At 69.4% G+C, this 23669-nt stretch carries 22 protein-coding genes and 1 pseudogene; 12 read left to right on the top strand and 11 right to left on the bottom strand.

What is annotated here, in order from left to right; all coding sequences use genetic code 11:
• Window positions 1–85: 85 nt before the first annotated feature.
• Together ACWCP8_RS25345 and zapE are read right to left on the bottom strand one after the other, a co-directional pair.
• A complete protein-coding gene (locus ACWCP8_RS25345) occupies window positions 86–511 on the bottom strand; it encodes an OsmC family protein (RefSeq protein WP_030979282.1) in 426 nt (141 codons plus the stop codon).
• Between the two features lie 39 nt (window positions 512–550).
• The gene (zapE, locus tag ACWCP8_RS25340) at window positions 551–1642 is read right to left on the bottom strand and encodes a cell division protein ZapE (protein ID WP_451118316.1); all 1092 of its coding nucleotides are present in this window, start codon (window positions 1640–1642) and stop codon (window positions 551–553) included.
• Between the two features lie 36 nt (window positions 1643–1678).
• Between zapE and ACWCP8_RS25335 the strand changes: the two genes are divergently transcribed.
• The 4 genes from ACWCP8_RS25335 (at window position 1679) to msrB (ending at window position 4898) form a co-directional block, all read left to right on the top strand.
• Window positions 1679–2443: a pyrimidine reductase family protein gene (locus ACWCP8_RS25335; RefSeq protein WP_451118314.1), complete on the top strand. Its 765-nt coding sequence runs from the start codon at window positions 1679–1681 to the stop codon at window positions 2441–2443.
• Window positions 2444–2593: 150 nt separating this feature from the next.
• Complete coding sequence (locus ACWCP8_RS25330; protein ID WP_451118312.1) at window positions 2594–3046, top strand: indole-3-glycerol phosphate synthase; 453 nt, start codon at window positions 2594–2596, stop codon at window positions 3044–3046.
• A 39-nt stretch (window positions 3047–3085) separates the two neighbouring features.
• Window positions 3086–4480 carry a UDP-N-acetylmuramate--L-alanine ligase gene (murC, locus tag ACWCP8_RS25325; RefSeq protein ID WP_382829759.1) on the top strand — a complete coding sequence of 465 codons (1395 nt, stop codon included), beginning with the start codon at window positions 3086–3088 and terminating at the stop codon, window positions 4478–4480.
• 10 nt (window positions 4481–4490) lie between these two features.
• Window positions 4491–4898, top strand: a complete 408-nt coding sequence (gene msrB, locus ACWCP8_RS25320) for a peptide-methionine (R)-S-oxide reductase MsrB (protein WP_352264804.1) — start codon at window positions 4491–4493, stop codon at window positions 4896–4898.
• Window positions 4899–4937: 39 nt separating this feature from the next.
• On the opposite strand, the gene ACWCP8_RS25315 is transcribed toward msrB, so the two are convergent.
• The 3 genes from ACWCP8_RS25315 to ACWCP8_RS25305 all read right to left on the bottom strand — a co-directional run bounded on the left by ACWCP8_RS25315 (window position 4938) and on the right by ACWCP8_RS25305 (window position 8875).
• The gene (locus ACWCP8_RS25315; protein WP_451118309.1) at window positions 4938–5399 is read right to left on the bottom strand and encodes a hypothetical protein; all 462 of its coding nucleotides are present in this window, start codon (window positions 5397–5399) and stop codon (window positions 4938–4940) included.
• Window positions 5400–5513: 114 nt separating this feature from the next.
• Complete coding sequence (locus ACWCP8_RS25310; protein ID WP_352264808.1) at window positions 5514–6281, bottom strand: SDR family oxidoreductase; 768 nt, start codon at window positions 6279–6281, stop codon at window positions 5514–5516.
• Window positions 6282–6493: 212 nt separating this feature from the next.
• Window positions 6494–8875 (bottom strand): hypothetical protein, encoded by a 2382-nt coding sequence (locus ACWCP8_RS25305; RefSeq protein WP_352264809.1) that lies wholly within the window; start codon window positions 8873–8875, stop codon window positions 6494–6496.
• A 195-nt stretch (window positions 8876–9070) separates the two neighbouring features.
• Between ACWCP8_RS25305 and ACWCP8_RS25300 the strand changes: the two genes are divergently transcribed.
• Window positions 9071–9595, top strand: a complete 525-nt coding sequence (locus tag ACWCP8_RS25300; RefSeq protein WP_352264810.1) for a hypothetical protein — start codon at window positions 9071–9073, stop codon at window positions 9593–9595.
• 31 nt (window positions 9596–9626) lie between these two features.
• Here the strand turns inward: ACWCP8_RS25300 and ACWCP8_RS25295 are convergent, their stop codons facing one another.
• From ACWCP8_RS25295 to ACWCP8_RS25285, 3 genes are all read right to left on the bottom strand, one after another.
• Window positions 9627–12047: a GTPase-associated protein 1-related protein gene (locus ACWCP8_RS25295; protein ID WP_451118376.1), complete on the bottom strand. Its 2421-nt coding sequence runs from the start codon at window positions 12045–12047 to the stop codon at window positions 9627–9629.
• Window positions 12048–12290: 243 nt separating this feature from the next.
• Window positions 12291–12476 carry a DUF397 domain-containing protein gene (locus ACWCP8_RS25290; protein WP_451118306.1) on the bottom strand — a complete coding sequence of 62 codons (186 nt, stop codon included), beginning with the start codon at window positions 12474–12476 and terminating at the stop codon, window positions 12291–12293.
• Window positions 12473–13327: a helix-turn-helix domain-containing protein gene (locus ACWCP8_RS25285; RefSeq protein WP_451118304.1), complete on the bottom strand. Its 855-nt coding sequence runs from the start codon at window positions 13325–13327 to the stop codon at window positions 12473–12475. The genes ACWCP8_RS25290 and ACWCP8_RS25285 overlap by 4 nt, the downstream gene beginning before the upstream one ends.
• 155 nt (window positions 13328–13482) lie before the next feature.
• On the opposite strand from ACWCP8_RS25285, the gene ACWCP8_RS25280 reads away from it, so the two are divergent.
• Window positions 13483–13947 carry an ATP-binding protein gene (locus ACWCP8_RS25280; protein WP_352264814.1) on the top strand — a complete coding sequence of 155 codons (465 nt, stop codon included), beginning with the start codon at window positions 13483–13485 and terminating at the stop codon, window positions 13945–13947.
• 22 nt (window positions 13948–13969) lie between these two features.
• Here the strand turns inward: ACWCP8_RS25280 and ACWCP8_RS25275 are convergent, their stop codons facing one another.
• Window positions 13970–16306, bottom strand: a complete 2337-nt coding sequence (locus ACWCP8_RS25275) for a helicase C-terminal domain-containing protein (protein WP_451118302.1) — start codon at window positions 16304–16306, stop codon at window positions 13970–13972.
• 373 nt (window positions 16307–16679) lie between these two features.
• Here ACWCP8_RS25275 and ACWCP8_RS25270 point away from each other — a divergent pair, with 373 nt between their 5' ends.
• From ACWCP8_RS25270 to ACWCP8_RS25255, 4 genes and pseudogenes are all read left to right on the top strand, one after another.
• Entirely contained in the window at window positions 16680–17237 is a 558-nt protein-coding gene (locus tag ACWCP8_RS25270) for a Uma2 family endonuclease (RefSeq protein ID WP_451118300.1), read from the top strand.
• A 96-nt stretch (window positions 17238–17333) separates the two neighbouring features.
• Complete coding sequence (locus ACWCP8_RS25265; RefSeq protein WP_451118298.1) at window positions 17334–18206, top strand: alpha/beta fold hydrolase; 873 nt, start codon at window positions 17334–17336, stop codon at window positions 18204–18206.
• A 294-nt stretch (window positions 18207–18500) separates the two neighbouring features.
• Window positions 18501–18797 (top strand): hypothetical protein, encoded by a 297-nt coding sequence (locus ACWCP8_RS25260; protein WP_451118296.1) that lies wholly within the window; start codon window positions 18501–18503, stop codon window positions 18795–18797.
• Window positions 18798–19314: 517 nt separating this feature from the next.
• Window positions 19315–19521: pseudogene (locus tag ACWCP8_RS25255) on the top strand (Tn3 family transposase); the annotation flags it as partial.
• Here the strand turns inward: ACWCP8_RS25255 and ACWCP8_RS25250 are convergent.
• A complete protein-coding gene (locus ACWCP8_RS25250; RefSeq protein ID WP_352264823.1) occupies window positions 19512–20519 on the bottom strand; it encodes an alpha/beta fold hydrolase in 1008 nt (335 codons plus the stop codon). The pseudogene ACWCP8_RS25255 and the gene ACWCP8_RS25250 overlap by 10 nt on opposite strands.
• Window positions 20520–20663: 144 nt before the next feature.
• Between ACWCP8_RS25250 and ACWCP8_RS25245 the strand changes: the two genes are divergently transcribed.
• The gene (locus ACWCP8_RS25245; protein WP_352264825.1) at window positions 20664–21296 is read left to right on the top strand and encodes a helix-turn-helix domain-containing protein; all 633 of its coding nucleotides are present in this window, start codon (window positions 20664–20666) and stop codon (window positions 21294–21296) included.
• A 287-nt stretch (window positions 21297–21583) separates the two neighbouring features.
• On the opposite strand, the gene ACWCP8_RS25240 is transcribed toward ACWCP8_RS25245, so the two are convergent.
• Window positions 21584–22333 (bottom strand): TioE family transcriptional regulator, encoded by a 750-nt coding sequence (locus ACWCP8_RS25240; RefSeq protein WP_451118294.1) that lies wholly within the window; start codon window positions 22331–22333, stop codon window positions 21584–21586.
• Window positions 22334–22391: 58 nt separating this feature from the next.
• On the opposite strand from ACWCP8_RS25240, the gene ACWCP8_RS25235 reads away from it, so the two are divergent.
• Window positions 22392–23609: an erythromycin esterase family protein gene (locus ACWCP8_RS25235; protein WP_451118292.1), complete on the top strand. Its 1218-nt coding sequence runs from the start codon at window positions 22392–22394 to the stop codon at window positions 23607–23609.
• Window positions 23610–23669 lie beyond the last annotated feature (60 nt).

Genomic DNA, 23669 nt, shown 5'->3' with positions numbered 1-23669 from the left:
TGTGTACCACGCGTATCGCCGCGCGGGAACCAATGCGGGTCACTGTGCCTGGTGACGCGTCGTGGGCCTGCCGTGGCCCGTGGGATCAGACGAGCGAAGCGGTCAGGGTGATCGTCGTGCCCGTGAGCGCCTGGCTGACCGGGCAGTTCGCCTTGGCGTCCTCGGCGGCCTTGACGAAGCCCGCCTCGTCGAGACCGGGCACCTCGCCCTGCACGGTGAGGTGGATGCCGGTGATGCCGGTACCGGGCTGGAAGGTGACCTCCGCCTGGGTGTTCAGCCGGGTCGGCGCGTTGCCGGCCGTGGTCAGACCGTTGGACAGCGCCATCGAGAAGCAGCTGGAGTGCGCCGCCGCGATGAGCTCCTCCGGGCTGGTCTTGCCGTTCGCCTTTTCCGCGCGGGACGGCCACGACACCGCGTAGTCCCCGATGCCGGAGGAGTCGAAGGTGACAACGCCCTCGCCCTCGATCAGGTTGCCTTCCCAGACCGTGTGCGCCTGACGCGTGGTTGCCATGCTGGTTCCCTTCGGATGATGGAGTTACCGCATCCGAACCTACTGCGCCATCAGTCCCTTTGCGTCGCGCGCCAGCGCCGTCAGCCGGGAGATCGCCCGGAAGTACTTCTTCCGGTACCCCCCGTTCAGCATCTCGTCGCTGAACAGCCGGTCGAACGGGAGCCCGGAGGCGAGCACCGGTATCTCCCGGTCGTACAGCCGGTCGGCGAGCACCACGAGCCGCAGCGCCGTCGACTGGTCCGGCACCGGCTGCACGTCGGTGAGGCAGACCGCCCGGATGCCGTCCGTCAGCGCGCCGTACCGGCTCGGATGGACGCGGGCCAGATGGTCGAGCAGCGAGGGGAAGTCGTCCAGGCTCGCGCCCTCGGTGGCGTACGCCGCCCTGGTGACCTGCTGGTCGGAGTACGGGGCGGGGGCCTCGGGCAGCCCGCGGTGCCGGTAGTCCTCGCCGTCGATCCGCAACGGGCGGAAGTGCGAGGACAGGCCCTGGATCTCCCGCAGGAAGTCGGCGGCGGCGAAGCGCCCCTCGCCGAGCTTGCCGGGCAGCGTGTTGGAGGTGGCGGCCAGCGCCACCCCCGCCTCGACCAGCCTGCTGAGCAGCGACGATACGAGGACGGTGTCGCCCGGGTCGTCGAGTTCGAACTCGTCGATGCAGAGCAGCCGGTGCCCACCGAGTGTCTGCACGGTCTGCTGGAAGCCCAGGGCGCCCACCAGATTTGTCAGCTCCACGAAGGTGCCGAACGCCTTGAGCGACGGGGCGGCGGGCGTGGCGTGCCAGAGCGAGGCCAGCAGGTGCGTCTTGCCGACGCCGTAACCGCCGTCGAGATACACGCCGAGCGGTCCGGCCACAGGCGCAGCCTTCCTGCCGAACCACTTGCGCTTGCCGGTACCGGTCGCGTGCGCTCCGCCGAGCCCGGTCGCGAACCCGCTGAGGACCTTGACCGCCTCGACCTGACTGGGCTGGTCGGGGTCGGGGACGTACGTGTCGAAGCGCACCGAGTCGAAGCGCGGCGGCGGCACCATCTCGGCGACCAGACGGTCGGCAGGGACGTGCGGCTCAAGGGCGCACAAGGACAGCGGGGCCGTTTCGGCTATGGGACTCTGCCCAGGCACGGCGGTGGAGGACGACACAGCTGTCAAGCTTAAGCGCCGTGCGAGACTGCACGAATGCGACGCCTCTTTCCTGTGACCGACCAGACACCGGCTGCCGAAGCAGGGGAGTGGAGTCTGGACGAGCTGGCCGACGCCTATGCGTACCCCGAAGGGGACGGCCCGTGGCTGCGCGCCAACATGGTCTCCACGCTCGACGGTGCCGCCCAGCACGACGGCCGCTCGCAGCCGATCTCCTGCGAGACGGACATGCGGATCTTCGGTACGTTGCGCGGCCTGGCCGATGTCGTCGTGGTGGGTGCGGAGACCGTGCGCATGGAGGGTTACCGGCCGGCCCGGGCCCGGGAGGCCTTCGCCGCACGGCGGGCGGCGGCCGGCCAGGGGCCCGCACCGGCGATCGCCGTGGTCAGCAGCAGCCTGGATCTGGACTTCTCGCTTCCGCTGTTCGTCTCGCCGCTCGTCCCGACCCTCGTCCTCACCGGCAACGGCGCGCCGCCGGATCGGATCGAAGCGGCCCGGAAGGCGGGCGCCGAGGTGGTGACCGCGGGGGAGGGTTCCCGGGTGGACCCCGCCAGGGCCGTACGGGAACTCGCGGATCGCGGGCTCAAGCGGCAGCTGGCGGAGGGCGGACCCCGGCTGCTCGGTCAGTTCATTGTTGCCGGGGTGCTGGACGAGCTGTGTCTGACCCTCTCGCCGATGCTGACCGCCGGGGACGCCCAGCGGATCGCCGGAGGTCCGGCGGTGGCGGTGCCGGAACGATTCACCCTGGCGTCGCTGCTGGAGGAGGCCGGGTTCCTCTTCACTCGGTACCGTCGAATCTGACAATCATCGGAATATCCCGTTCCGGTTAGCTTCCGGTGGGCACAATAGCTCTCGCAGTTCCCCGTGCCGGCACGGGGAAGGATGGTTTCGGCAGCGGCCTGCGACGGTCGATGGAACAGAAGGGCGCCTGTGGTGTTCACCAGCGTTTTGATGATCGAGAAGCCCCTCACTTCCGAGGACGTCGAGTTCGTCACCACCCTCCACGGGGACGAGGGGACCTCGTTCGTCGTACTGATGCAGCCGCGCGGTGACCAGGCCGACGTACTGCTGCGCGCCATCGACGACGTGGCGGTAGGCGAGCTGAAGGAAGCGGCCCGCGAGCTCGGGGAGCCCGAGGGCAAGGACGCCAGGCAGGCCGCCGAGCTGGCCCTCGAGGTCTCGCTCGCCGCGCTGCGCAAGGCGGGCTCCGAAGCGGTCGGACAGGTGGTCGAGGACCACCCGCTGGACAAGCTGAAGTCCGTGGTCGACGAGGCGGGGGCCGACGAGGTCATCGTGCTGACCGCCCCGCACTACGTGGAGGAGTTCTTCCACCGTGACTGGGCGTCCAGGGCCCGGCACAAGGTCGGCGTACCTGTGCTCAAACTCTTCGCGCACAGCGAATAGGCTGGGGGCGTCGCACCACAACTTTTGGGAGATACGCGCATGGCACCCGGTATTCCTGCCGCCATGGAACGACCGCACTTCATCGGCATCGGCGGCGCCGGAATGTCGGGCATCGCGAAGATCCTCGCCCGGCGCGGCGCGACGGTCGCGGGCAGCGACGCCAAGGAGTCCGGCTCGGCCGAGGCCCTGCGGGCACTGGGCGCGACCGTCCACATCGGGCACGCCGCCGGTCATCTGGCGGACGACGCGTCCTGCGTGGTCGTCTCCAGCGCCATCCGCGCCGACAACCCGGAGCTGCTGCGCGCCGCCGAGCTGTCGATCCCCGTCGTGCACCGATCGGACGCGCTCGCCTCGCTGATGCAGGGCCTGCGCGCCATCGCCGTCGCCGGCACCCACGGCAAGACGACCACCACGTCGATGCTGGCCGTCGCCCTCTCCGAGCTGGGCCTCGACCCGTCGTACGCCATCGGCGGCGACCTGGCGGGCCCCGGCACCAACGCGACGCACGGCGAGGGCGACATCTTCGTCGCCGAGGCCGACGAGAGCGACCGCAGCTTCCAGAAGTACGACCCCGAGGTCGCGATCGTTCTCAACGTGGAGCTGGACCACCACGCGAATTACGCCTCGATGGACGAGATCTACGACTCCTTCGAGACGTTCGTCGGGAAGATCGTCCCCGGTGGCACCCTGGTCGTCTCCGCGGACCAGTCCGGCGCGGTCGAGCTGACGAGGCGCGTACGCGACCTCTCCTCCCTCGACATCGTCACGTACGGCGAGTCCGAGACTGCCGACGTACGCGTCCACAAGATCACCCCCCGCGGTCTGACCAGCGAAGTCACGGTCGTCCTGAACGGCAAGTTCCTCACGTTCACGGTCTCCGTACCGGGCAGCCACTACGCCCACAACGCGGTCGCCGCCCTGGCCGCCGGTGTCGCACTGGGGATTCCGGCCCACAATCTGGCCTCCGCGCTCGGCAAGTACACCGGGGTCAAGCGGCGCCTCCAGCTCAAGGGCGAGGCGGCGGGCGTCCAGGTCATCGACTCGTACGCGCACCACCCGACGGAGATGACCGCCGACCTCGAAGCGATGCGCGGCGCCGCTTCCGACGCGCGCCTCCTGGTCGTCTTCCAGCCGCACCTCTTCTCCCGCACCCAGGAGCTCGGTACGGAGATGGGCCAGGCCCTCGCCCTCGCCGACGCCTCCGTGGTCCTGGACATCTACCCGGCCCGTGAGGACCCGATCCCGGGCGTCACCAGCACCCTGATCATCGACGCGGCGAAGGCGGCCGGCGCCGACGTCACCGCCGTCCACGACACGGCGGCGGTCCCCGAGGTCATCGCGGGAATGGCGAAGCCCGGCGACCTCGTTCTCACCATGGGGGCGGGCGACGTCACGGACCTCGGCCCGCAGATCCTGGACCACCTGTCGAGCTGAGGGAGCCACCGTGTCGTACGACATCGAGAAGCCGGACGAGGAATGGCGCGCGGAGCTGACGCCCGCGGAGTACGCAGTCCTGCGCCAGGCCGGCACCGAACCGGCCTTCGTCGGTGAGTACACCGACACCAGGACAGCCGGCGTCTACTCCTGCCGGGCCTGTGGCGCCGAGCTGTTCCGCTCGGACACGAAGTTCGAGTCGCACTGCGGCTGGCCGTCCTTCTACGACCCGAAGGACACGGACGCGGTCGAGCTGATCCAGGACCGCAGCCTCGGCATGGTCCGCACCGAGGTGCGGTGCGCGCGCTGCGGCTCGCACCTGGGGCACGTCTTCGAGGGCGAGGGGTACCCCACGCCGACCGACCAGCGGTACTGCATCAACTCGATCTCGCTGCGCCTGGCACCGGACGAGAGCTGATGCGACGCCCGGCTGCGGGGCGCATCCGCCCGCAGCCGGTCAGTCGTCCTCGGAGGTCTCGGGGCGCAGCAGCGGGTGGGCGACGCCGGGGAACACCCGCGCCCTGACCACCGGCTCCGCCGCCCCGCCCTGAACCACTGTCTCGGCGACGCCCCAGGGGCGGCCGCGCAGGACGACGGTCAGCGTGTACGAGGACGAGCAGCCCAGGCAGTCGTACCGGTCCACCCACGTCTGCACGTCGGTGACGCTGCCGGGGTAGCGCGCCACGTGCCGGTGCCGGGCGTGACAGCGCTCGCACGTCTCGCCCGGCTCGCACGTCCCGCCGCAGGGGCACGGCACATCGAGCGAGTCCGCCGGGTGCCAGCGCTGGGTGAGAACGGCGTCACGAGTGGCGCCCATGTCCTTCATCGCCTTGAGATTGCGGGCGGCGACGTTGTACGACTCGCCTGTGGCGGCCATCCGGTCGCGGATGACGTCCTTGCGTCCGCGGTTCGTCGTCATCGATTCCTCATCTGTTCCTACGGGGAGTCACGCAGCCCGCCAGGAGGTCCACGAGATCGGTACGTCCCACGGTACCCGGCGCCCAGGGCGGCGCGTGACACATGCCCGGCCGTCTCAGTCCACCGGCCCGCCCGCCACGTAGATCACCTGGCCGGAGACGAACCCCGCCCCCGGGCTCACCAGGTAGGACGCCGTATGGGCGATGTCCTCCGGCTGACCCACTCGCCCGACCGGAATGGACTGCGCCGCGTTGCGCTGGAACTCCTCGAAGCCGAGGCCCAGCCGGCGGGCCGAGGTCCTGGTCATGTCGCTCACCACGAAGCCCGGGGCGATGGCGTTGGCCGTGATGCCGTGCCTGCCGAGCTGCAGGGCGAGCGACTTGGTGAAGCCGACCAGACCCGCCTTCGCGCTGGCGTAGTCGACACGGGCGGCGTCGCCGACCGCGGAGATGCTCGACATGGTGACGATCCGCCCCCAGCCGGCCGCGATCATGTGTGGGGTGACGGCCCGGGTGACGAAGAACGGGCCGCGAAGATTGACCCCCAGGACCGTGTCCCACTGCTCCGTGGTCATCTCCACGAGGTCGGCACGGGGACCGACACCGGCGTTGTTGACCAGCACCGTCGGCGGACCCAGCTCGGTGGTGACCCGGGCGACGGCGGCGGTCACCGCGGCCTCGTCCGCGACATCGGCGGCAACCGCCACCGCCGACCCGCCGTCGGCCCTGATGGCCTCCACCGTGCCCGCGCAGTCCGCCTCGTCCAGGTCGATCACGCCGACCGCCAAGCCGTCGTGGGCCAGTTGCCTGGCCACCGCGGCACCGATGCCGCGTGCCGCGCCGGTGACAATCGCCGTGCGTCGTGCCTCAGTTGTGAATGTCATGGGCCAAAGTTCACGGCATGGGCGCGCTGATGCCAACCGAATTGGGCCCGGGTCCACGATCGGCCCTCACAGAGATGGCGCACCGCCGACGACCAACCGTGACCGGACAGCTGCCGAAGTACTGCAGGGCCGGTCAGGAGGAGGCCCCGCCCTCTCCTGGCTGGAGGGGGCGGGGCCTCTGCTGTGCGCGTCCCGGTGTGGGGTGTGACCGGTCAGCTGCCGGCGGCCCTACGGCGGCGCATCCACCAGGTCAGGCCCGCTCCGCCGACGGCGAGTGCCGCGGCGAGGGAAGCGATCAGACCGATGGGGGTGTCGGAGCCGGTGTCGGCGAGGTCGCCGTCCGGGTCCTTCGGAGCGCCGGTGGGGACGGTGGTGCGGCTGTCGGAAGGTTCCGGTGCCGGGGTGGTGGGCGTGTGGGTCGGCTCGCTGGTCGGCTTGCCGGTGTCGGTCGGCTTCGGGCCCGGGGTGTTGTCCCCGCCGCCGTTGTCGACCTGGCCGGAGCTGGAACCGCCGAACATGACGGTGTTGCTGTTGCGGTAGGTGACCGTGGTGGTCCTGGATGTCTTGGTGGTGGTGTCCGTCCTGGGGTGCTGGAGGTTGAACTCCACTTTGGAGATGTTGCGCTTCGGGGCCTTGGAGAAGTCGACGCCGCCCATGATGCAGGTCTTGTTCTGGCCGTCGACCTGGCAGGGGTAGCTGTAGTCGCCCTGCGTGTAGGATTTCATGTAGTCGTCCCACGTCTGCTTCGGGGTCCAGGTCCTGGCCTTGCCCCGCAGCGGCCACCGGGCCACGTCGTTGCTGTTGATGAGGGACCGGAAGTCGGTGACGTGGCCCTTGTCCTGGGCGCGGACGTACTCGGCCGCGACACGGGCGTTGTAGACGCGGCGCAGGTCGGCGTATGCGCTCCCGCTGTTGACCTTCCTCTCGACGTCGGGGATCACGTACTGCTCGACCAGACGCTGCGAGGTGTCGATCTGGTCCTCGGTCAGATCGCACTTGCCGTTGGGGCTGGGGTAGTTGACCTTCTGGGGCTCGGCGTTGACCTTCAGCGGCGCATCCAGGATGTACAGGCCGTTGGCGTCGGCGCGGACCTTGGCGGTCTTGGGAACGATCCACAGCCGGATCTGGTGCCCGCAGGGGATGTTCGCGGCCGTCATGGCATCCCAGTACTGCTTGCCGATGCCGCTGCGCGGGTCCATGTCACGCGCGTAGTCGTGCTTCATCTCCAGGTCGGCCTGAAGCAGGACACGTCCGGCGTCGGTCTTCCCGAACGTCTTGTCCATGATCTTGTCGGGCTGGTCCGGGTTGAGGTTGACCCAGAACTTGTCCGGCGTCAGCGCGAGCCAGGCGAACATCGCATCGGAGGAGAGCTGCAGGCGCTGCTCACCGCCCCAGCCGGGGTTCTTGTCCTCGTCCTCGACCATGTCGGCCTTGAAGGAGTAGTCGAGCCCCTTGCCCTTGGTCGGGTTGCCGACGTACTGAAGCTCCAGGGTGGAGAAGTCGATGCCCCCGGGACGTCCGAAGCCGCCACGGGTGTTGACCTGGTTGTACTGGTGCTGGAGCTTGCGTGCCTGCTCAGGGGTCTTCGCCGAGCGCCACACGTCGTCATGCAGCGGGCCGTAGGAGCCGGCGCGGCGCGGGTCGGGGTTGAAGACCTTGTCGTAGCGGGTGTACTTGTTCGGCTTCCAGCGGGCGTGGCCGTTGGCACGCTGCTCGCGGATGGTGGCCTGGGGGAGGTTCGTGCCGCGTTCGCTCTGGAGCTGCCGGTTCAGGGACGCGTACTGGCGCTTGGTGTTGCCGGTGGTCTCGTCGCCGGTGATCAGTCGGAGCTTGTGGTCGGCGTACTCCTTGTTGCGCAGGACATGCTTGTCCCAGCGGAGCTGTTCGGCGATGTGCTTGCCGTTGGACTTGAACTCGACGAACTCTTTGGTCTTGGCGTTGTAGGCGTCGTACTTGCGGACCGCCTGCTCGCCGGTCCTGGGATTGATGACCGCCTTGCCGTTCTTGTCGAAGACCGGCACTTCCTTCTGGCAGATCCAGTCCGGTCCGACGAGCTTGAACTGCTTGACGACGCGGGATTCGAAGCCGTCGCCCTTGCGCTGGTTGGCCTCGTTGCCGATGACCCTCTGGTCGATCCAGAGGCGGAAATCCTTCATCTTCCGAGGGCCGTTGCCGACGAGCTGCTTGTGGAAGCGGGCGTAGATCTCCAGGGCCCGGTACTGCGGGTCACCGGTCTGGGCGTACTTCTTCTTCCACTTCTGGACGTCCGCGTCGGTCTTGCCGGCGGCGTTCAGCTTGGCCTGGTCCGGCGTGGGCATCCCGTCGAAGGCGTGGGAGGGGTTGTCGAAGAAGTAGTCGCCCCAGGTGTTTTCGGGGTTCTGGCTGTACGGGGTGTTCTTGCCCTGGATGCCGCGGGCCTCGTCCATGTTGTATTTGCGGCCGAGGAACTTCTCGTCGCAGCGGATCTTGCCCGGTGCGGCATCGGCCGTGCCCTGTAGGGCGGGCAGGCCGGTGACGATGAGTCCGGCTGCGGCAGCCGTGGCGAAGCAAGCGGCCAGCCGGAGCCGTAAGCGTGATCGTATGGAGGTACTCACGTGTCTGTCCCTGTGGGGGGCTCATGGGACATGGAGGCGGACGGTGGGGCCCCCGTGCTTGCCACCGTCCAGCCCCACACCCTAGAGCTTCATGTGCCGGCTGATACAACGGGTTGTTGAGGTTCGGCGTGTCAACTGGCGTGACAGGAAAGACAGTTCATTCCACTGTCCGAGAGGCTGTCTAGAGTGGGCGACATGGCTGATCGCGCAGACCACAGCATCGACCCGCAGACCCACCCCGACCTGTCGGCGTGGCTGGCCGAACGCGCTCAGAGCTTCGAGCGCTGGGCCGAGACCACCAGCACCCCCGAGGCATGGGACTTCTCCCCCCAGTCCCTGGACGCGCTGGAAGATCTCATCCGCAGCCGGTACGACAACGACGCGGAGACCCTCACCGCGCGACGTGACGCATTTCTTCAGGGGGCGTGCTGGTACATCGGGGAAGTGGTCCGCCGCACCCAGGGGGCGGTGTGGAAGTTCGAGCCGTTCGCCGTGAAGGGCGCCGAACTGCCATCCCTGTTCGGGGAGGCGGATCCGTCGGGGGTCATCGACGACCCCTGCGTGGGGTTGCCCGGAGAGGGCACGGAGGAGGCCATCTATCCGATGGGCGCCGTGCACGGACTGTTCACCACCGAAGACGAGCTGGGCAACCCCATCGCCCAGCACCTCTCCGACGTGCTGGGCGACTCCGACGAGGACGTCGAGGACGACGAGGGGTAGCCGGGGGATCCGCAGCGAGGCCTGGACCCGGCTAGGACCGCCGCACCCGTGCCGCCAGCCGGCTTCCCAGTCGCCTGCCGAGGGTGCCCGGCCGGCGGCGCCAGGTCCGGAACGCCTCCGCCGTGCGGCTGCTGCCCGTCCGCTCGGCGGCCTTCTCCACCGCCGCGATCTCGCTGCCGGCCAGGTCGCGCACCACTGGACGCAGCACCTCCTCCAGCAGTGCGGCCCGGGTCTCGTTCCAGGCCCGGCCCGCGTGCGGATGGGAGGTCCAGACGGTGAAGCAGTCGGCCACGTAAGCCGGTTCGGCCCGCAGCCGGGCCAGGACGGTGTCGTGACGGGCGGCCCTGCCGTAGGCCGCGATCAGATCCGGGTCGTCGCTGTACACGAATGCGTACAGCTCCGCCTCAGGGCGGTCCGGTGCGAGCAGGCTGTGCGCAAGGGTGCCGTAGGCGTGCTCCAGCACGGTGGGTTCCACCGGCTCGGCGCGGGCGCGCAGAGCCTTTGCGCGGTCGGGCCAGCCGGGCGCCGACTCGCCGGACCTGATGTCGCGGGCGAACTCCAGCAGCCGCAGTGCACCGCGGGCCCGTGCGTCGATCTCCTGGGGGAAGCAGCGCAGCAGGTCGTGGGCGAGTTCGGCGGCCTCCGCGTCGTCGGAAGGCGCGGAGAGTGCGGCGGCGACGAGGTGTGACCACGTACCGGCCGTCCGGTGGGAATCGGAGCCGGACTCGCCGAGGAGGAGCCTTGCCTCGCCCGCCGTCGGGGTGGCATCGCCCCAGATCAGCCCGACGGCGGTACGCAGTACCAGCGGCTCGGCGAAGGGCGAGAACCCGGCGGCGCGCAGCACCGTGTGCAGCGCCATGATGCGATCGGAGCCCTGCTCCTTCGCACGGGGCGCCTCGGCGCACATCCGCAGATGCGGCAGCGCCTGTGCGCCGGTGAAGGGGAGGGCGACGCGGGTGAGAAGTTCCTCGGCGTCGGAGGGTGCGATCAGGGCGAGTTGGTCGAGTTCGCCGAGAAGCGCCGTGCGGACGTCGAACTGCTCGTCCAGGAGGTCGAGCAGTGCGTGGCAGCTGTCCGGGGCCGGAGCCGCGAGCAGAGTCCGGGCCATGTGCCGGGCTACGGAGGGAAGTTGGTCCGTCAGATCCATGTCGAGCAGCCGGGCGATCCGGAGCAGCTGCACCTGGCGCCCGATGGTCTCCCCGACCGTGGATTCCGTCGCTTCCGAGGTGAGCTCGGCGAGCAGGTCCGGACCGAGATCCTCGGCCAGCTGCTTCACGGCGGCGGGTTCGGCGAACGCCGAGCGGGGCGGGAGTGCGAGCATGGTGTCGCTGCGCCGCACCGCCTCCGTCACCAGCAGTGCGGCGAGCGGTGCCGTGGCGGTGGCAGGGGCACGTCCTTCGAGCGCCGCCAGCAGCCGGGCCACCGACGCCGACTCGGCGGCGGTACGGTCGTCGGCCGGTGCCGCGAGCGCGGTGGTCAGCCGCTGCACCTGCTGCTCGTCCAGCGCGTACGGCCTCTCGGCAGCCCAATCGGCGGCCGCGGCACGCCCGTTGGGACCGAGCGCGATGCCTGCGTGCAGTGCGGTGAAGGCGAGCGGTCCGGCGGCGAAGGGTTCGCCGGGCAGCCCGGCAGCTGCCCGGAACAGTTCCGGCGCGCGGCTGCGCCAGATCCGGGCCACCGTCTCCGCCCAGGCATCGTCCACCGGACCCTTCGGAGCGTGGCCGGCGCATGCGTGCACACGGAAGCCCGGGCCGGTCAGCTCGTGTGCGTCGTCCGGCAGTACGCCGATCACCTGGTGCGGGGAGTGCGACGGGCGGCGGGTGTACGTGGTGAACGTCAGCCGGTGTGCGTCCTCCGGCGGGAGCACGGCTCCGGCCAGCGCGATCCACCGGGCCACATCCGCGCTCTGCCGCTCCACGAGGACGATCTGCGCCGACGAAGGTTTCTCGCTCACCCTGCGCAGATCGGCGAAGACCGTCGCGAGCCAGGGGCTGCGGGAGACCGCGAAGTCGTTGAGCGCCTCCTGCCCGAAGGCGGCCGAGGCGGGGAGGGCCGATATGCGGTCCGGTGTACCACCGTCGGGCGTGGTCGATGCCCAGCTCGGCGACCGCCACGCCGTGATCGGGAGCGCGTCGCCCGGCAGGCGCGTGCCGGACGGAAGATGCACCGCATGCGCGTGGAAGTGACCGGCGCCGGAACCTCCGAGTGCCACGGTACGGCTCAGCAGATGGCCGCCGTCGGAGAGTGCGCTGAAGCTGAACGTTTCGGGAAAGGACCGGAGTTCAGGGGCGGTCGGATGGTACGGCGCCCCGGCCGGAGGCTCGTAACCCAGCAGCTGCTCCGCCTCGGTCAGCACCGGCGTGGGTATGCCGCCACCGACCGCCGTGAACCGTGCGCCGACCCCGTCTTCCCCCGCCGAGGCAGAGGTGTAGTGCAACTGCGCGAGGCTCATGCGTCGGCCCTCTTCGTCCTTGCCACATACGTCCCCGTGCGCCAGCACGCCCCGCCCTCGTCGGCCTTCCGTCATGGACCGGCCGTACGGGCGCGGCGACGACCCCGGCGGGGAACGGTCCGCAATCGCGGGAGCGACGCTATCAAGGTGCGGCGGGGCCGCAGGCACGCTGCCGAAACGTGATCTGTGCAACTGTCCCGGGCCGGTCGGTCCAGCGGGACGAGGTACCTGCCGTACGCAACCTCAGGCTTGGGCGGCGTACGCGACGAAGCCGGTCCAGGCGGCGGGGGAGAGGGTGAGCTGAGGTCCTTCTTCGATCTTGGAATCCCGGACGTGGACGGTGTCGGGGCAGGTAGCGATCTCTACGCAGGAGTCGCCGTCGCCACCGCTGTAGGTGCTCTTGAACCAGGCCGGTTCGGACGTGCTCATAGCGCTCCTCGCATTCGCTCGAGCAGACTCACCGTGTCCTCATGGGTGAGAGCCTGCGAGCGCATCTTGGCATACCGCCTCTGCAACACACTTACGTCATCCGGATCAGAGATCAGGTGGCCGGTGCGCTGCCCCTCGGAGTATGCGAGAAGTCTGTGGTCCGGCGTCTCAAGAAGCTGAATGGGACCCTCCAGTCCGGCGTGGTTCTCCCGTTGCAGAGGCATCACCTGAAGCTCGACGTTACGCAGTTCTGCACACCGCAGTACGTGGTCGATGAGGTCCTTGGTGGTCTCCTTGCCGCCTGTGCGGCGCAGGAACAGGGCTTCTTCGATGATGAAGCTGTACTCGGTGTGAGGTCCCTCCCGCAGGAGCCGCTGGCGCTCAGTGCGAGCTAAGAGCTGCACCTCGATCTGGTCATCGCTCAATGCCGGCACGCGGTTTTCGAAGACCGCCCTGACGTAGGTATCGGATTGCAGCAGCCCCGGGACCACCCGGCATTCGTACGTGCTGAGACTGATCGCATCCGTCTCCAGGTGCGCCCAGTGGCGGAACCACTTCGCCAACCCCCGCTGCCGCGACAAGTGCTTCGCCGCAGCCTTGATCACGCCGAACGCATCCAGTACCTCCTCCGCCCGGTCCACGAACGCGGGCGGTGGGAACCGGCGCCCCTGTTCGATCGAGGCGACCGTCGGCACCGAGTACCGCACCCTGGGGGCGAACTCCTCCTGCGTGAGCCGCGCCCGCTTACGGAAGACCTTGACCACCTCGCCGAACGCCTTCAGACCGTCCGAAGGCTCCGGCTCCCCGTCCGCACCCATCGTGCCGCCCGTGCCACCCGCGCCGTCCGTCATGTCCGGCCACCTCCCGTGCCCACCTGCCCCGGTCCGTAACTCACCCATGGTCACTGACTGTTACGCGTACTGTCGACCCGTTGCACTCGTACGGTGACTCAGCGTACGAGTTCCTGAGCTGGTGGAAGGGGCCTGGCGTTCGCCACGGTGGGCGCATGGAAGTACCGTTTGCCCCCCAATTCCCCGTTACCGTCCGTGTGTTCGTTCAGCGATTCAGCTCCACGCCGCGCGGCGCCCGGCTCGCCCGAAAGCTTGCCCTGCACCAACTGAACGACTGGGGTGTCCCGTACGGCGGTGACGCGTCCGAGACCGCCGCGCTGATCGTTGCCGAGCTGGCGGCGAATGCGGTGACGCACGGCCGGGTGCCGGGGCGGGACTTCGAGTTGAGGATCGTCCACGCGCCGGGCGACGGGCGCACGCTCGGCGTCCTGCGGATCGAGGTCACGGACACCCGGGGCGACCGGCGTCCGCCGGGGCCGGGGGAGGTGGTGGCGCCACCGCCCGGTTCCGGCAGCGGGCACGGGCTGATCCTGGTCGAGGCGCTGGCCGACCGGTGGGCGGTGCTGGAGCGCGTACAGCCCGGCAAGACGGTCCGCGCCGAACTGGACCTGCTGTACTGACCGAGGCGGCGGCGTTCTGGACTCAGGCCGGCAGGACGGCCTGGATGCGGGAGAGGGTGAACACCCGGTTGTCCTGGCGCAGATGGCAGTAGCCGTAGAGATAGGGCGGATCGAAGTCGAGTTCGCTCACGGTGCGGACGGTCCGGCCCCCGGACGCCGCGATGTACTCGATGGTGATGGGCTCGCCCTCGTCGATGGCGTACGCGAGCTGGCGCACGTCGGCCAGGGGCAGCGCATCGGTACTGCCGTCCAGGATCTCCTCGGTGTCGGTCCCGTAAGGGACTCCCTTACCGGGGCATGGCTGCGGCGCATGGTCGGGGGCCGCCAGCAGCCGGGCCGCCAGATCGGCGGTCCGGCCCTCGTCCGGCGGCCTTCTGCGGGCTGCAGGCACGGTGGGGCTGTCGGTCGCGGCGGCGGGCTGGGACACGCGCCGCCGGCCCGGCCGCTCCACCCGAACGGCCCCGTCGTCGGCCGTTGCCACCGGCGAGTATCCGGCAGCGCGCAGGGCTGCCAGTGCTGCGTCGGGCTCCGCGCGGCACAGAAGCACGGTCGGGGCGACGGAACGCAGCCCCAGGTGGGTCAGCTCGCGATGTGCGGCCACCTCGACGAGCAGCGCTGTGTCCTCGCTGACCAGGACACAGGCGGCCGGGGCGAGCCGGATGCGGCCGTGGCGTCGGGCTGCGTCGGTGATCAGGTAGCTCAGTGCCTGGGGCAGAGCGGTGTCCGTCACCTCGCGGAGATCTGCCTCGATCCGGTCAGGGGTGTGACCCGCGTCCAGCGCTCGGCGCAGCGATGCAGGGCTGAACCGCCAGACCGAGGCGGCCGACCGGGTTTCCCGGTCGGCAAGGGAGTCCAGGAGTGTGGCCAGCCGGGCAGTCGGAGTGCCGGTCACCACGGCGGTGAGGTCGGCGCCGATGCGGGCGCGGTCGGTTGCATCGGGCAGCAGCCGTCGGGCGTGGTCGCGAAGGGCTGCCGAGTGCCGGCCCAGCAGGGCCGCGCCCAGTGGGGTCAGCGCGCCCCGGGCGACGGTCCCGAGCAGTTCGGCCTCCCGGGTCACCGAGGCAAATGGGGTGGCGTCATCAGGGAGTTCGTCGGCGAGCGGACGGAACCACGATACCGACGAGCCGAGGTCGGTGACCGCCCGCGCGCCATGGCCGGGCGGAAGGGAGGCCGCGGCGTTCAGCACTCCCTGCCGTGCCGTCTCACACCCGGTACAGTGTGCCGCCCGGCGTACCGCGGGCAGCGCCTTGCCGTCCTCGTCGCGGGATCCGGTCGGGGTGAGTCCGAGCAGCCACCAGGCACGCAGCAGCAGGACGAACCGTTCCGCGGGCTCCCATGAGGCCCACACGTCATACGCATCGGTCACGGCCAGGACCGTGTCCTCGTACTCGACCAGGCCGGCCGCGTACGCACACTCCAGCACCAGCCGCACCACCGCTTCCTCGGACCCGCTGTCCTTGCCCAGACGGGCCAGTTCACGTGCGCCGACGCCTCCGGACTTGAGGGCCGCCACAGGGCGCTCCGCGCACCGGGCGAGAAGTACCGCGGCCTGGCCGGCGAAGGAGGTGCTCGCGGCTGCGGCCTCACGCTCGATCTCGTCCTCGGTCACCGCTGCAAGGGCCGGTTTCGGCGGCTGCGGGTCGAACGAGGCGTGCCAGTCCGGACCGTACTGCGCGATCCTCACTTCGGCGGGCACGTGAACGGGGCCGTGCCCCCATTGGTCCATCACAATCAACGCCCGCTCCAGCAGCCAGCGTTCGCCGGTCCCCGACCGGTCGGCTCCGTGATACTCCTCTGGGTCGAGGAACCGGGTCAGCGCCTCGCGGGCGCCCGGCGGCGCCGAGGCCAGAAGGTCAAGCATGGTGTGCGGGTTCTGGTGATGCGCCACGATTGCGTCGAGACGGTCCTGCCGCCGAGTGCCGGGCTTGAGGCCCAGTCTGGCGGCCGTCCTACCGAGCTCTGCCGACGGGACGGCGGCCAACAGCTCGGCCACGCCCTGACCGAGACCGAGCGGGGACTCCCACGCGCCCCGCAGCGCCGGAGTCATGTGCAGTCGGCCTGCCAGGTCCGGCCAGACGAGGGCATGGGCGGTGAGGGTGTCCAGCGCGGCGGAGATGCCTTGGGCGTCCGTGCCGAGCAACGTCTCCAGGGCCGTGCGGGAGGCCGGCTGCGGCAGGGCCGCAAGCGCCTGGGCCAGCTGCAGACAAGGGAGCGGCAGCTTGTTGAGGCTATCCACCACCGACCCGATGCGCTGAAGGCGCTCCGCGAGCTCGCCGAGCGACCGCGGGTCCGGTGCCACCGCTGCGTCGGGTCGTGCATCGAGGAGTCGTCGCAGCTGCTGCGCCCCCAGACTCCGCAACCATCCGACCGGATCGGACCCGTCCGGCCCGTCGTTACTGTCCGGGGCAACCGGTCTGCGAGACGCCCGAGGACCAACGAGGTGCAGGGGGCTGTTGGAACCAAAGGCGTCGCCCATGGGAAGTTCACCTGCTCGGATCTGGCCGATGTGACGTGCCGACCGGGCGCTGTCGGCGGAGAGGGCCGATGACCGCCTCGCGCAAGGGGCAACACCCGTTCGCCGTACGAATCCTAACGGTGGCGAGAGACCTGCCCAGATCTGCTTGACAAACATGACGGCGTGACGACGGACTTCGACTGTATTGATCGTGGTGACCGCACTCACCGGCCGGTTCTGCTTGTCGTGGCGATCGAAAATGGGGCACTCTGGGCGCATGGCCGCCGAGCCTGTCGACTACAGCCGAGGCATCGACCCGGAACGTGCTCTGAAGTATGCCGTCCAGTACATCCGGGGCGATCGTGCCCAGATTGTCGAAGGGTTCATCGAGCCCGTGTCGCCCACCTGGGATCACGAGGCCACGGCCGAGGTGATCCGCGACCAGATCAAGCCGCGCGCTCGCGAATTGGGATGCGTCACCGGGTCGGGGAATCTGGACCTGCCCGGCTCGTCGAACTGGTATGTACCCGACATCGCCGTCGTACCGGCTGCGGACGCGAAGGGTGCGGGTGCGCTGCTTCCCGATCAGACGCTGCTCGTGGTTGAGGTGACCAGCGAGTCCGACGCGGAAACGGACCGGGTCGTGAAGCGGAAACGGTATGCCGAGTACGGGGCGCCGCTGTACCTGCTGGTCGACCGGGTGGAACGTAGCGTCACCCTGTTCGCCGAGCCCGGACGCCTGGGGTACACACGGGTGGACGGACCGCACCCGTTCGGGACCGTGTTGCACCTTCCGGGGCCGTTCGACCTGGACCTGGATACGGGCGAGCTGTGAGCGCAGCGTAGGCGTGCGGTTCCGCGTACGCCACGGGCGTAGGTTCGGGGCTGCACGCCACCCTGCCCGTCGGCAACCGAGGAGAGTGCACACGGCATGGCTGAACAGTCCCGCACATCGCCGGTACCACAAGCGTCCCAGGTCCAGCTCTCCGCAGGTCCGGTCGAGTACCGGGACACCGGCGGTGACGGGCCCGTCGTCGTCCTGCTGCATGGAGTCGCCATGGACGGCTCGCTGTGGCGGCACGTCGTCGCCGATCTGCGCTCCGACCACCGGTGTGTTGTCCCGACCCTGCCACTCGGCGGCCACCGCCGCCCCATGAAGCCGGACGCCGACCTGTCGATCCTCGGCGTGGCCCGGCTGGTTGCGGAGTTCCTCGATGCGCTCGACCTCACCGACGTCACCCTGGTGATGAACGACTGGGGCGGGGCACAGGCTCTCGTCGCCGACGGGCGCGATGAGCGGATCGGGAAGCTCGTCATCACCTCCTGCGAGGCCTTCGACAACTTCCCGCCCGGACTGCCCGGCTCCAATCTTTACGCCTTCGCCAAGATGCCCGGCGGGCTGAACATCGCCTTCAACCTGCTGAAGCTGAAGCCGATGCGACGGCTGCCGATGACCTGGGGCCGGATGAGCAGGCGGCCGGTGCCACACGAGGTGATGGATGCGTGGTTCCGGCCGCTGTGGACCGACCCGGAGATCCGTCGCGACCTTCGAAAGTACGTTCTTGGGGTGCCGTCGAAGGCCGAACTCATGGGATGGGCCGAAAGGTTGGGCGAATTCCACCGACCGGCGCTGGTCGTCTGGGCGGCCGAGGACAAGGTCATGCCGCCGGCGCACGGCCGTCGGCTCGCCGAACTGCTGCCCGAGGGGGAGTTGGTGGAGATCGCCGACAGTTACACGCTGATCCCCGAGGACCAGCCGCAGCAACTCAGCAATCACATCAGGTCGTTCCTGCAGAAGCATTGAGCGCGGGTTCTGGCGACACGACCCCGATCACCGCTGTGTGCCCCGAACTCCGCCCGAGCGGACGAGTGCCCGGGCCGGGCGAAACGGTCTCTCGGCTGTCCTCGTCACGGAGTCCTGGTCAGTTCGCGCAGGTGACCGACGCGGGCGTGCACATCGCTCGCGGCAATTGCTTGATGGGAACCTTCGGCTTTCGACGGTGATCTTCCGCAGTTAACGTATTACTCCCCTCTAAGGAAATTTCGTGCATAAAGAATTCGTGACTCCGGATCCTCAGGACATCGTCAACGCTCTGGGGTGGAGGCTGAAATTACCGGTGACACTCAGCGGACCTTGAAGTTGGGTGACGTCACTGGCGAAGATTTGACCTTCTCGTTCGACTCGGTCGGCCAGTCGGTCAGCGTTTCTTGGTGTACCTCATCCGGTAGGAATATCCTGAAACTGTTCAGGGGGGGTGCAACGCTTTTGCGTATCGTCGAGGAGGGTGGAGAGGCGCAGCTTCTGACTGAATTCGAGACTCAAGACACCACTGGTGAGCTCAGGGTATGCATCTTTCCTGAAGTGAGCATTACCGATAAATCACTCTTCTCTTGATCTGCTTGCAACCCACTTCCCTCTTTTGCTGGAAATGGCCGGCTCTCTCGTCGGCGAGTGCGTAATTAAATACCTGAGTAGCCGCCAAAGAAGTTGGCGTGTGCGGTGTGGGATCAGGAGGTCCTGAATACCGAGCGGACCTGTTGGAATTGGCTCAGGATTGGAACCAGAATGCCATCACTGGCGCGGCGCCCCATGCAGGTTCTCAGCGAGCTCGGTGAGCTCGCCTGGTTCAAACTCACCTCAGAGCGGCACCCGCTCTACGGATACCAACAGCTCCCGTTTCTCGGATAGCGTTTCAGGTCTCCACGAGAAGGGGTCGCGGAGGCTCCAGCCTTGCGATGCTCAGCCCTCGTTCTCCGTCGGCGGTGCGGATGCCGATGTCCCACATCGGCCTGAGCTGACCGTCCCCCGGAAAGGGCAGTTCGACGTCCGCCCTCCTCCGCATCCGTCAGGCTCAACGTTGCCCGGACAGTGGAGTCGCGGCACAAGCTCGTCCGCGACATCTGTCATGGCCCGCGAGGGCCAGGAGGACCAGCTCGGAGCTCTCGCACTGGTCTTGAACGCCGCGGTGCTGTGGACCACCCGCTACCTGGACACCGCCGTCGAGCAGCTGCGTGCGCTGCCCGCCGATCAGCGCGAGTACCAGGTTCTGGAGGAGGACGTCGCCAGGCTCTCCCCGCTGCGCCACGCCAACCTGAACGTGCTCGGCCGCTACACCTTCCGTGACTCCGGCCACGTCAGGGAATCGAGCCAGTCGATCAGGAGGCGGTTGACCTCGTCGGGGCGTTCCTGCTGGAGCCAGTGGCCGCAGCCGTCGAGGATGTGCGAGTCGGCCAGGCCCGGGAGTGTTGCCGGGTAGGCGTTGATCGCGTCGGCCATCCAGGTCGTGGAGGCGTCCAGGCCGCCGCCGATGAACAGGGAGGGCTGCTTGACGGTGGCGCCGCTGTAGGGGGCGAGGTCCTCCCAGTCGCGGTCCATGTTGCGGTAGCGGTTGAGTGCCCCGGTCATGCCGGTGCGCTCGAATTCCCCGGCGTACACGTCGAGGTCGCCCTCGGTCAGCCAGGAGGGCAGCCGGCCGCCGGGGAAGCGGTCGCGCAGCTGTCCGCCGGTGCGGTTCACGAAGTGCGGGTCGGACTCGGCCTGCGTCGGCATGGTGTCGGCGGACAGGGCCGCGTAGAAGCCCGCGAGCCAGCCCCGGACGTCGGGTTCGATCTCGGCCTCGGCACGGCCGGGCTCCTGGAAGTACGAGACGTAGAACTCCTCGTCGCCGCCCATCTGCGCGAAGACGTCGGTGGGGCGGGGCCCGCCGGGCGGGGCGTAGGGGACGCTCAGCAGCCCGACGGCACGGAAGACCTCGGAGTGGAGCAGGGCGGAGGTCGCCGCGATGTTCGAGCCCCAGTCGTGCCCGATGATCACCGCTGTCTCCTCGCCCAGGGCGCGCACGAGCGCGACGTTGTCCTCCACCAGGGCGAGCATCCGGTACGCGTCCGTCGCGGCCGGCTTGGAGGAGCGGCCGTAGCCACGCACGTCTAGAGCGACGGCCCGGTACCCCGCCGCAGCGAGTGCCGGGAGCTGCCGGCGCCAGGAGTACCAGGACTCGGGGAAACCATGGACGAGCACGACCAGCGGCCCGGTGCCCTGCTCGACCAGGTGCAGCCGCCCGGCGGGTGCCTCGATGGTGCGGTGGCGCAGGTCAGCGGAGGGCGTGGGCTGGTGCATGGCTTCTCCTCGGGTTCACGGGCGGCCGCGATTACGCACCGATCATGCGGTGCGGCGGCCGAGAGACGCGACTCTCCTTGCCATTCGGGCAAACTTGCAGGACAGGGCGGTGGACGCGGCCCGGCTGGAAGGAGCGGGGCGACGATGACGGACGACGGCACAGCCGACACGCTGGCGACCGTGGGCCCCCGGCTGCGGGCCGTGCGCGAGCGGCGCGGTGCCACGCTCACCGACGTCAGCCGTGCGACCGGCATCTCGCTGAGCACGCTGTCGCGGATCGAGACCGGCCGGCGCAAGCCGACCCTGGAGGCGCTGCTGCATCTGGCGAAGGCGTACGGCGTCTCGCTGGACGAACTGGTCGGCACCGCATCCGCCACGGCGGCCGGAGCGCGTACCTCCGCGCCGCGGCGTCCGGGGGAGGACAAGGCGGTCTTGCCGCTGACCCGGTACGTCGGTGGGCTGCACGCCCACAAGCACGTCCTGCCCGCCACCGGCGAGCAGCCCCTGCGGCCGCGGCAGGAGTCCCACGAAGGGTACGAATGGCTGTGCGTGCTGTACGGACGGCTATGGCTGGCCCTCGGCGAACGCGACCTCGTCCTCACCGCCGGGGAAGTCGCCGAGTTCGACACCCGCACCCCTCACGGAGTCGCGAACGCCGGACCTGACGGACCGGTCGAATACCTGATCATGTTCGGGCCCCAAGGCGAACGCCTGCGACCGCACACCGACGCCAACGCCATCGCACCAGGCCAACCGGAACCGGGTGCGAGTAGGTGAGGTAGAGGATCGGACCGTTGTTACGAGTTGATGGTGAGCGCGGGGTCGTCGGCGAGGCCTACCAATACGGCATGGGCGAGGAGCCTTTTCGCTCTGAGTGTCGGCTCCTTGGGCGGCTCGGGCCGAGCGGACTCCAGGGCCTTCCGCCTTCCTCGCCGCCAGGATGCCGACGCCGTGCGGCATCACACTCCGGTACGCGTTCCGGCTCCCCGATCTGTCCGGCGGGTCAGCCGGGACGGTACCGGTGGTGACTCCTGTTTCTCTTCGGCCGGCAGGCGGCCGAAGTCTCATCCGTGCTCCCGGAGGTACGCCTCCAGCTCTGCGGCTCCGGTCAGCATCGCGCGCCCGCGGGCGGACAGCCGGCCGTGCCAGTCGCACAGTGCGGCCTCCAGCGGCTCCAGCCCGCCGGCCGCCCGTACCTGGGCGATCAGCGGGGCGATCTGCTCCAACAGGTAGCCGCCCCGCCTGAGCTGGTGGGCCAGCCGGGCGTCCCGTACGTCGGCCTCGTCGTAGACGCGGTACCCGGTCCGCGGGTCGCGGTGCGGGCGCATCAGCCCGGCGCGCTCCCATTTGCGCAGCGTCGCGGGCCGGATTCCGAGCTTGTCCGCCAGCGGCCCGATGAACGTGCCGCCGGGCCCGGACACCGCGGCCGGCTCGGACCCCGCACCGGGCTCGGGCGCCGTGGTGGGCTCCAGGTCGCGGAGGGCGCTCTCCACGGCCTGGAGGGTCTGGCGGTCGTCGAGGAGCTGGGCGTGGCTCTCGTCGATGAGGCGGAACGCACCGTCGACCGCGCCCTGGTTCACGGCCCGCATGATCGACGTCGCCGTCCGGTGGCCGTGGCCGGGTACCAGGGCAAGAAACGCGCGCAGGGCCCCCGCGTGCAGCGAGGTGTAGGTGCGGTAGCCGTGGGGTGTGCGACCGCCGGCCGGAAGGATGCCGGCCTCCTCGTAGTTCCTGATCGCCTGCGTGGACAGACCGTGCCCGCGCGCCAGATCAACCGGCCTGAGCCGATTGCTGCTTTGAAGGTTTCTCCCCATGGGGCCGACGATATCGCGGGAAAGTTTCAACCGAAGGTTCAACGATACCGTTGAAGGCATGGCTACCGACATCAAGGACACTGCCCATGCCGTCGAGGCTGCCGCCGTCATGAGGATGCTCCCGGGCCGGCCTCGGCTGCTCGCCCTGGGCGAGCCCACTCACGGCGAGGACGCTCTGCTCGACCTGCGGAACGAGCTCTTCCGGCAGCTTGTTGAGCAGGAGGGCTACCGGACGATCGCGATCGAGAGCGACTGCATGATGGGCCTGGTCGTGGACGACTACGTCACCTCGGGCACGGGCACTCTCGAAGAGGTCGTGGAGCAGGGGATCAGCCACGGCTGGGGGACCTCCGCGGCCAACCGCGAGCTCGTGCGCTGGATGCGCGCCTACAACGTCCGCGCCGACGACGACGGCCGGCCCGCGTCCGAGCGGCTCCGCTTCGCCGGTTTCGACGGCCCGCTGGAGATCACCCACGCCGCGAGCCCCCGGCAGGCCCTCACCGCACTCCACGGCTACCTCGCAGCCCGGGTGGACGCGGACCTGCTCCCCTGCACCGCGGACACGCTCGATCGCCTGCTCGGGGCCGACGACCGGTGGACCGATCCCGCCGCGATGATGGACCCGTCCCGGTCCACGGGGCAGTCGGCCGAGGCCGGCCAACTGCGGCTGCTCGCCGACGATCTGGTGGCACTGCTCGACGCGCAGACGCCCCACCTGATCACGGCGACCTCGTGGGACGACTGGGACCGGGCGCGACTGTACGGGCGCACTGCCCTCGGTCTGCTGCGCTACCACTACTGGATGGCCGACACCTCACCGGCCCGCATGACCCGGCTGGTAGGTGTGCGGGACCAGATGATGGCCCACAACCTCCTCGCCGTCGCGGCTCGGGGCCCGGCACTCGTCCACGCCCACAACTCCCATCTCCAGCGGGAGAAGAGCACGATGCGGATGGGTGGGATGCCGCTGGAGTGGTGGAGCGCCGGTGCGCTGGTGAGCGCCCAACTCGGTGAGGAGTACGCCTTCGTGGCCACAGTCCTCGGCACGATCCGGCATCGGGGAGTGGACACACCGCCGCCGGACACCGTCGAAGGACTCCTGTACGCGCTCCCGGAGGACCGCTGCGTCATCGACGCCCCGCGGCTGGCCACCGCCCTCGGCGACACGCGGCCCGCGCCCCGCGTATCCCCCTGGTTCGGCTACGCCGCGTTCGACCCGGCCCACCTGGCGGACAGCGACGGCATCGTGTTCGTCAAGGACGTCCCGCAGAGCTAATGCCACCATCAGCAGTCCGGCCTCTTGGAGCGCCTCGGATGCGCGGCAGGCGTCCCGGCC

It is taken from the genome of Streptomyces sp. NPDC002206, from assembly GCF_053593595.1.
This window is presented reverse-complemented; position numbering and strand designations above follow the sequence as displayed.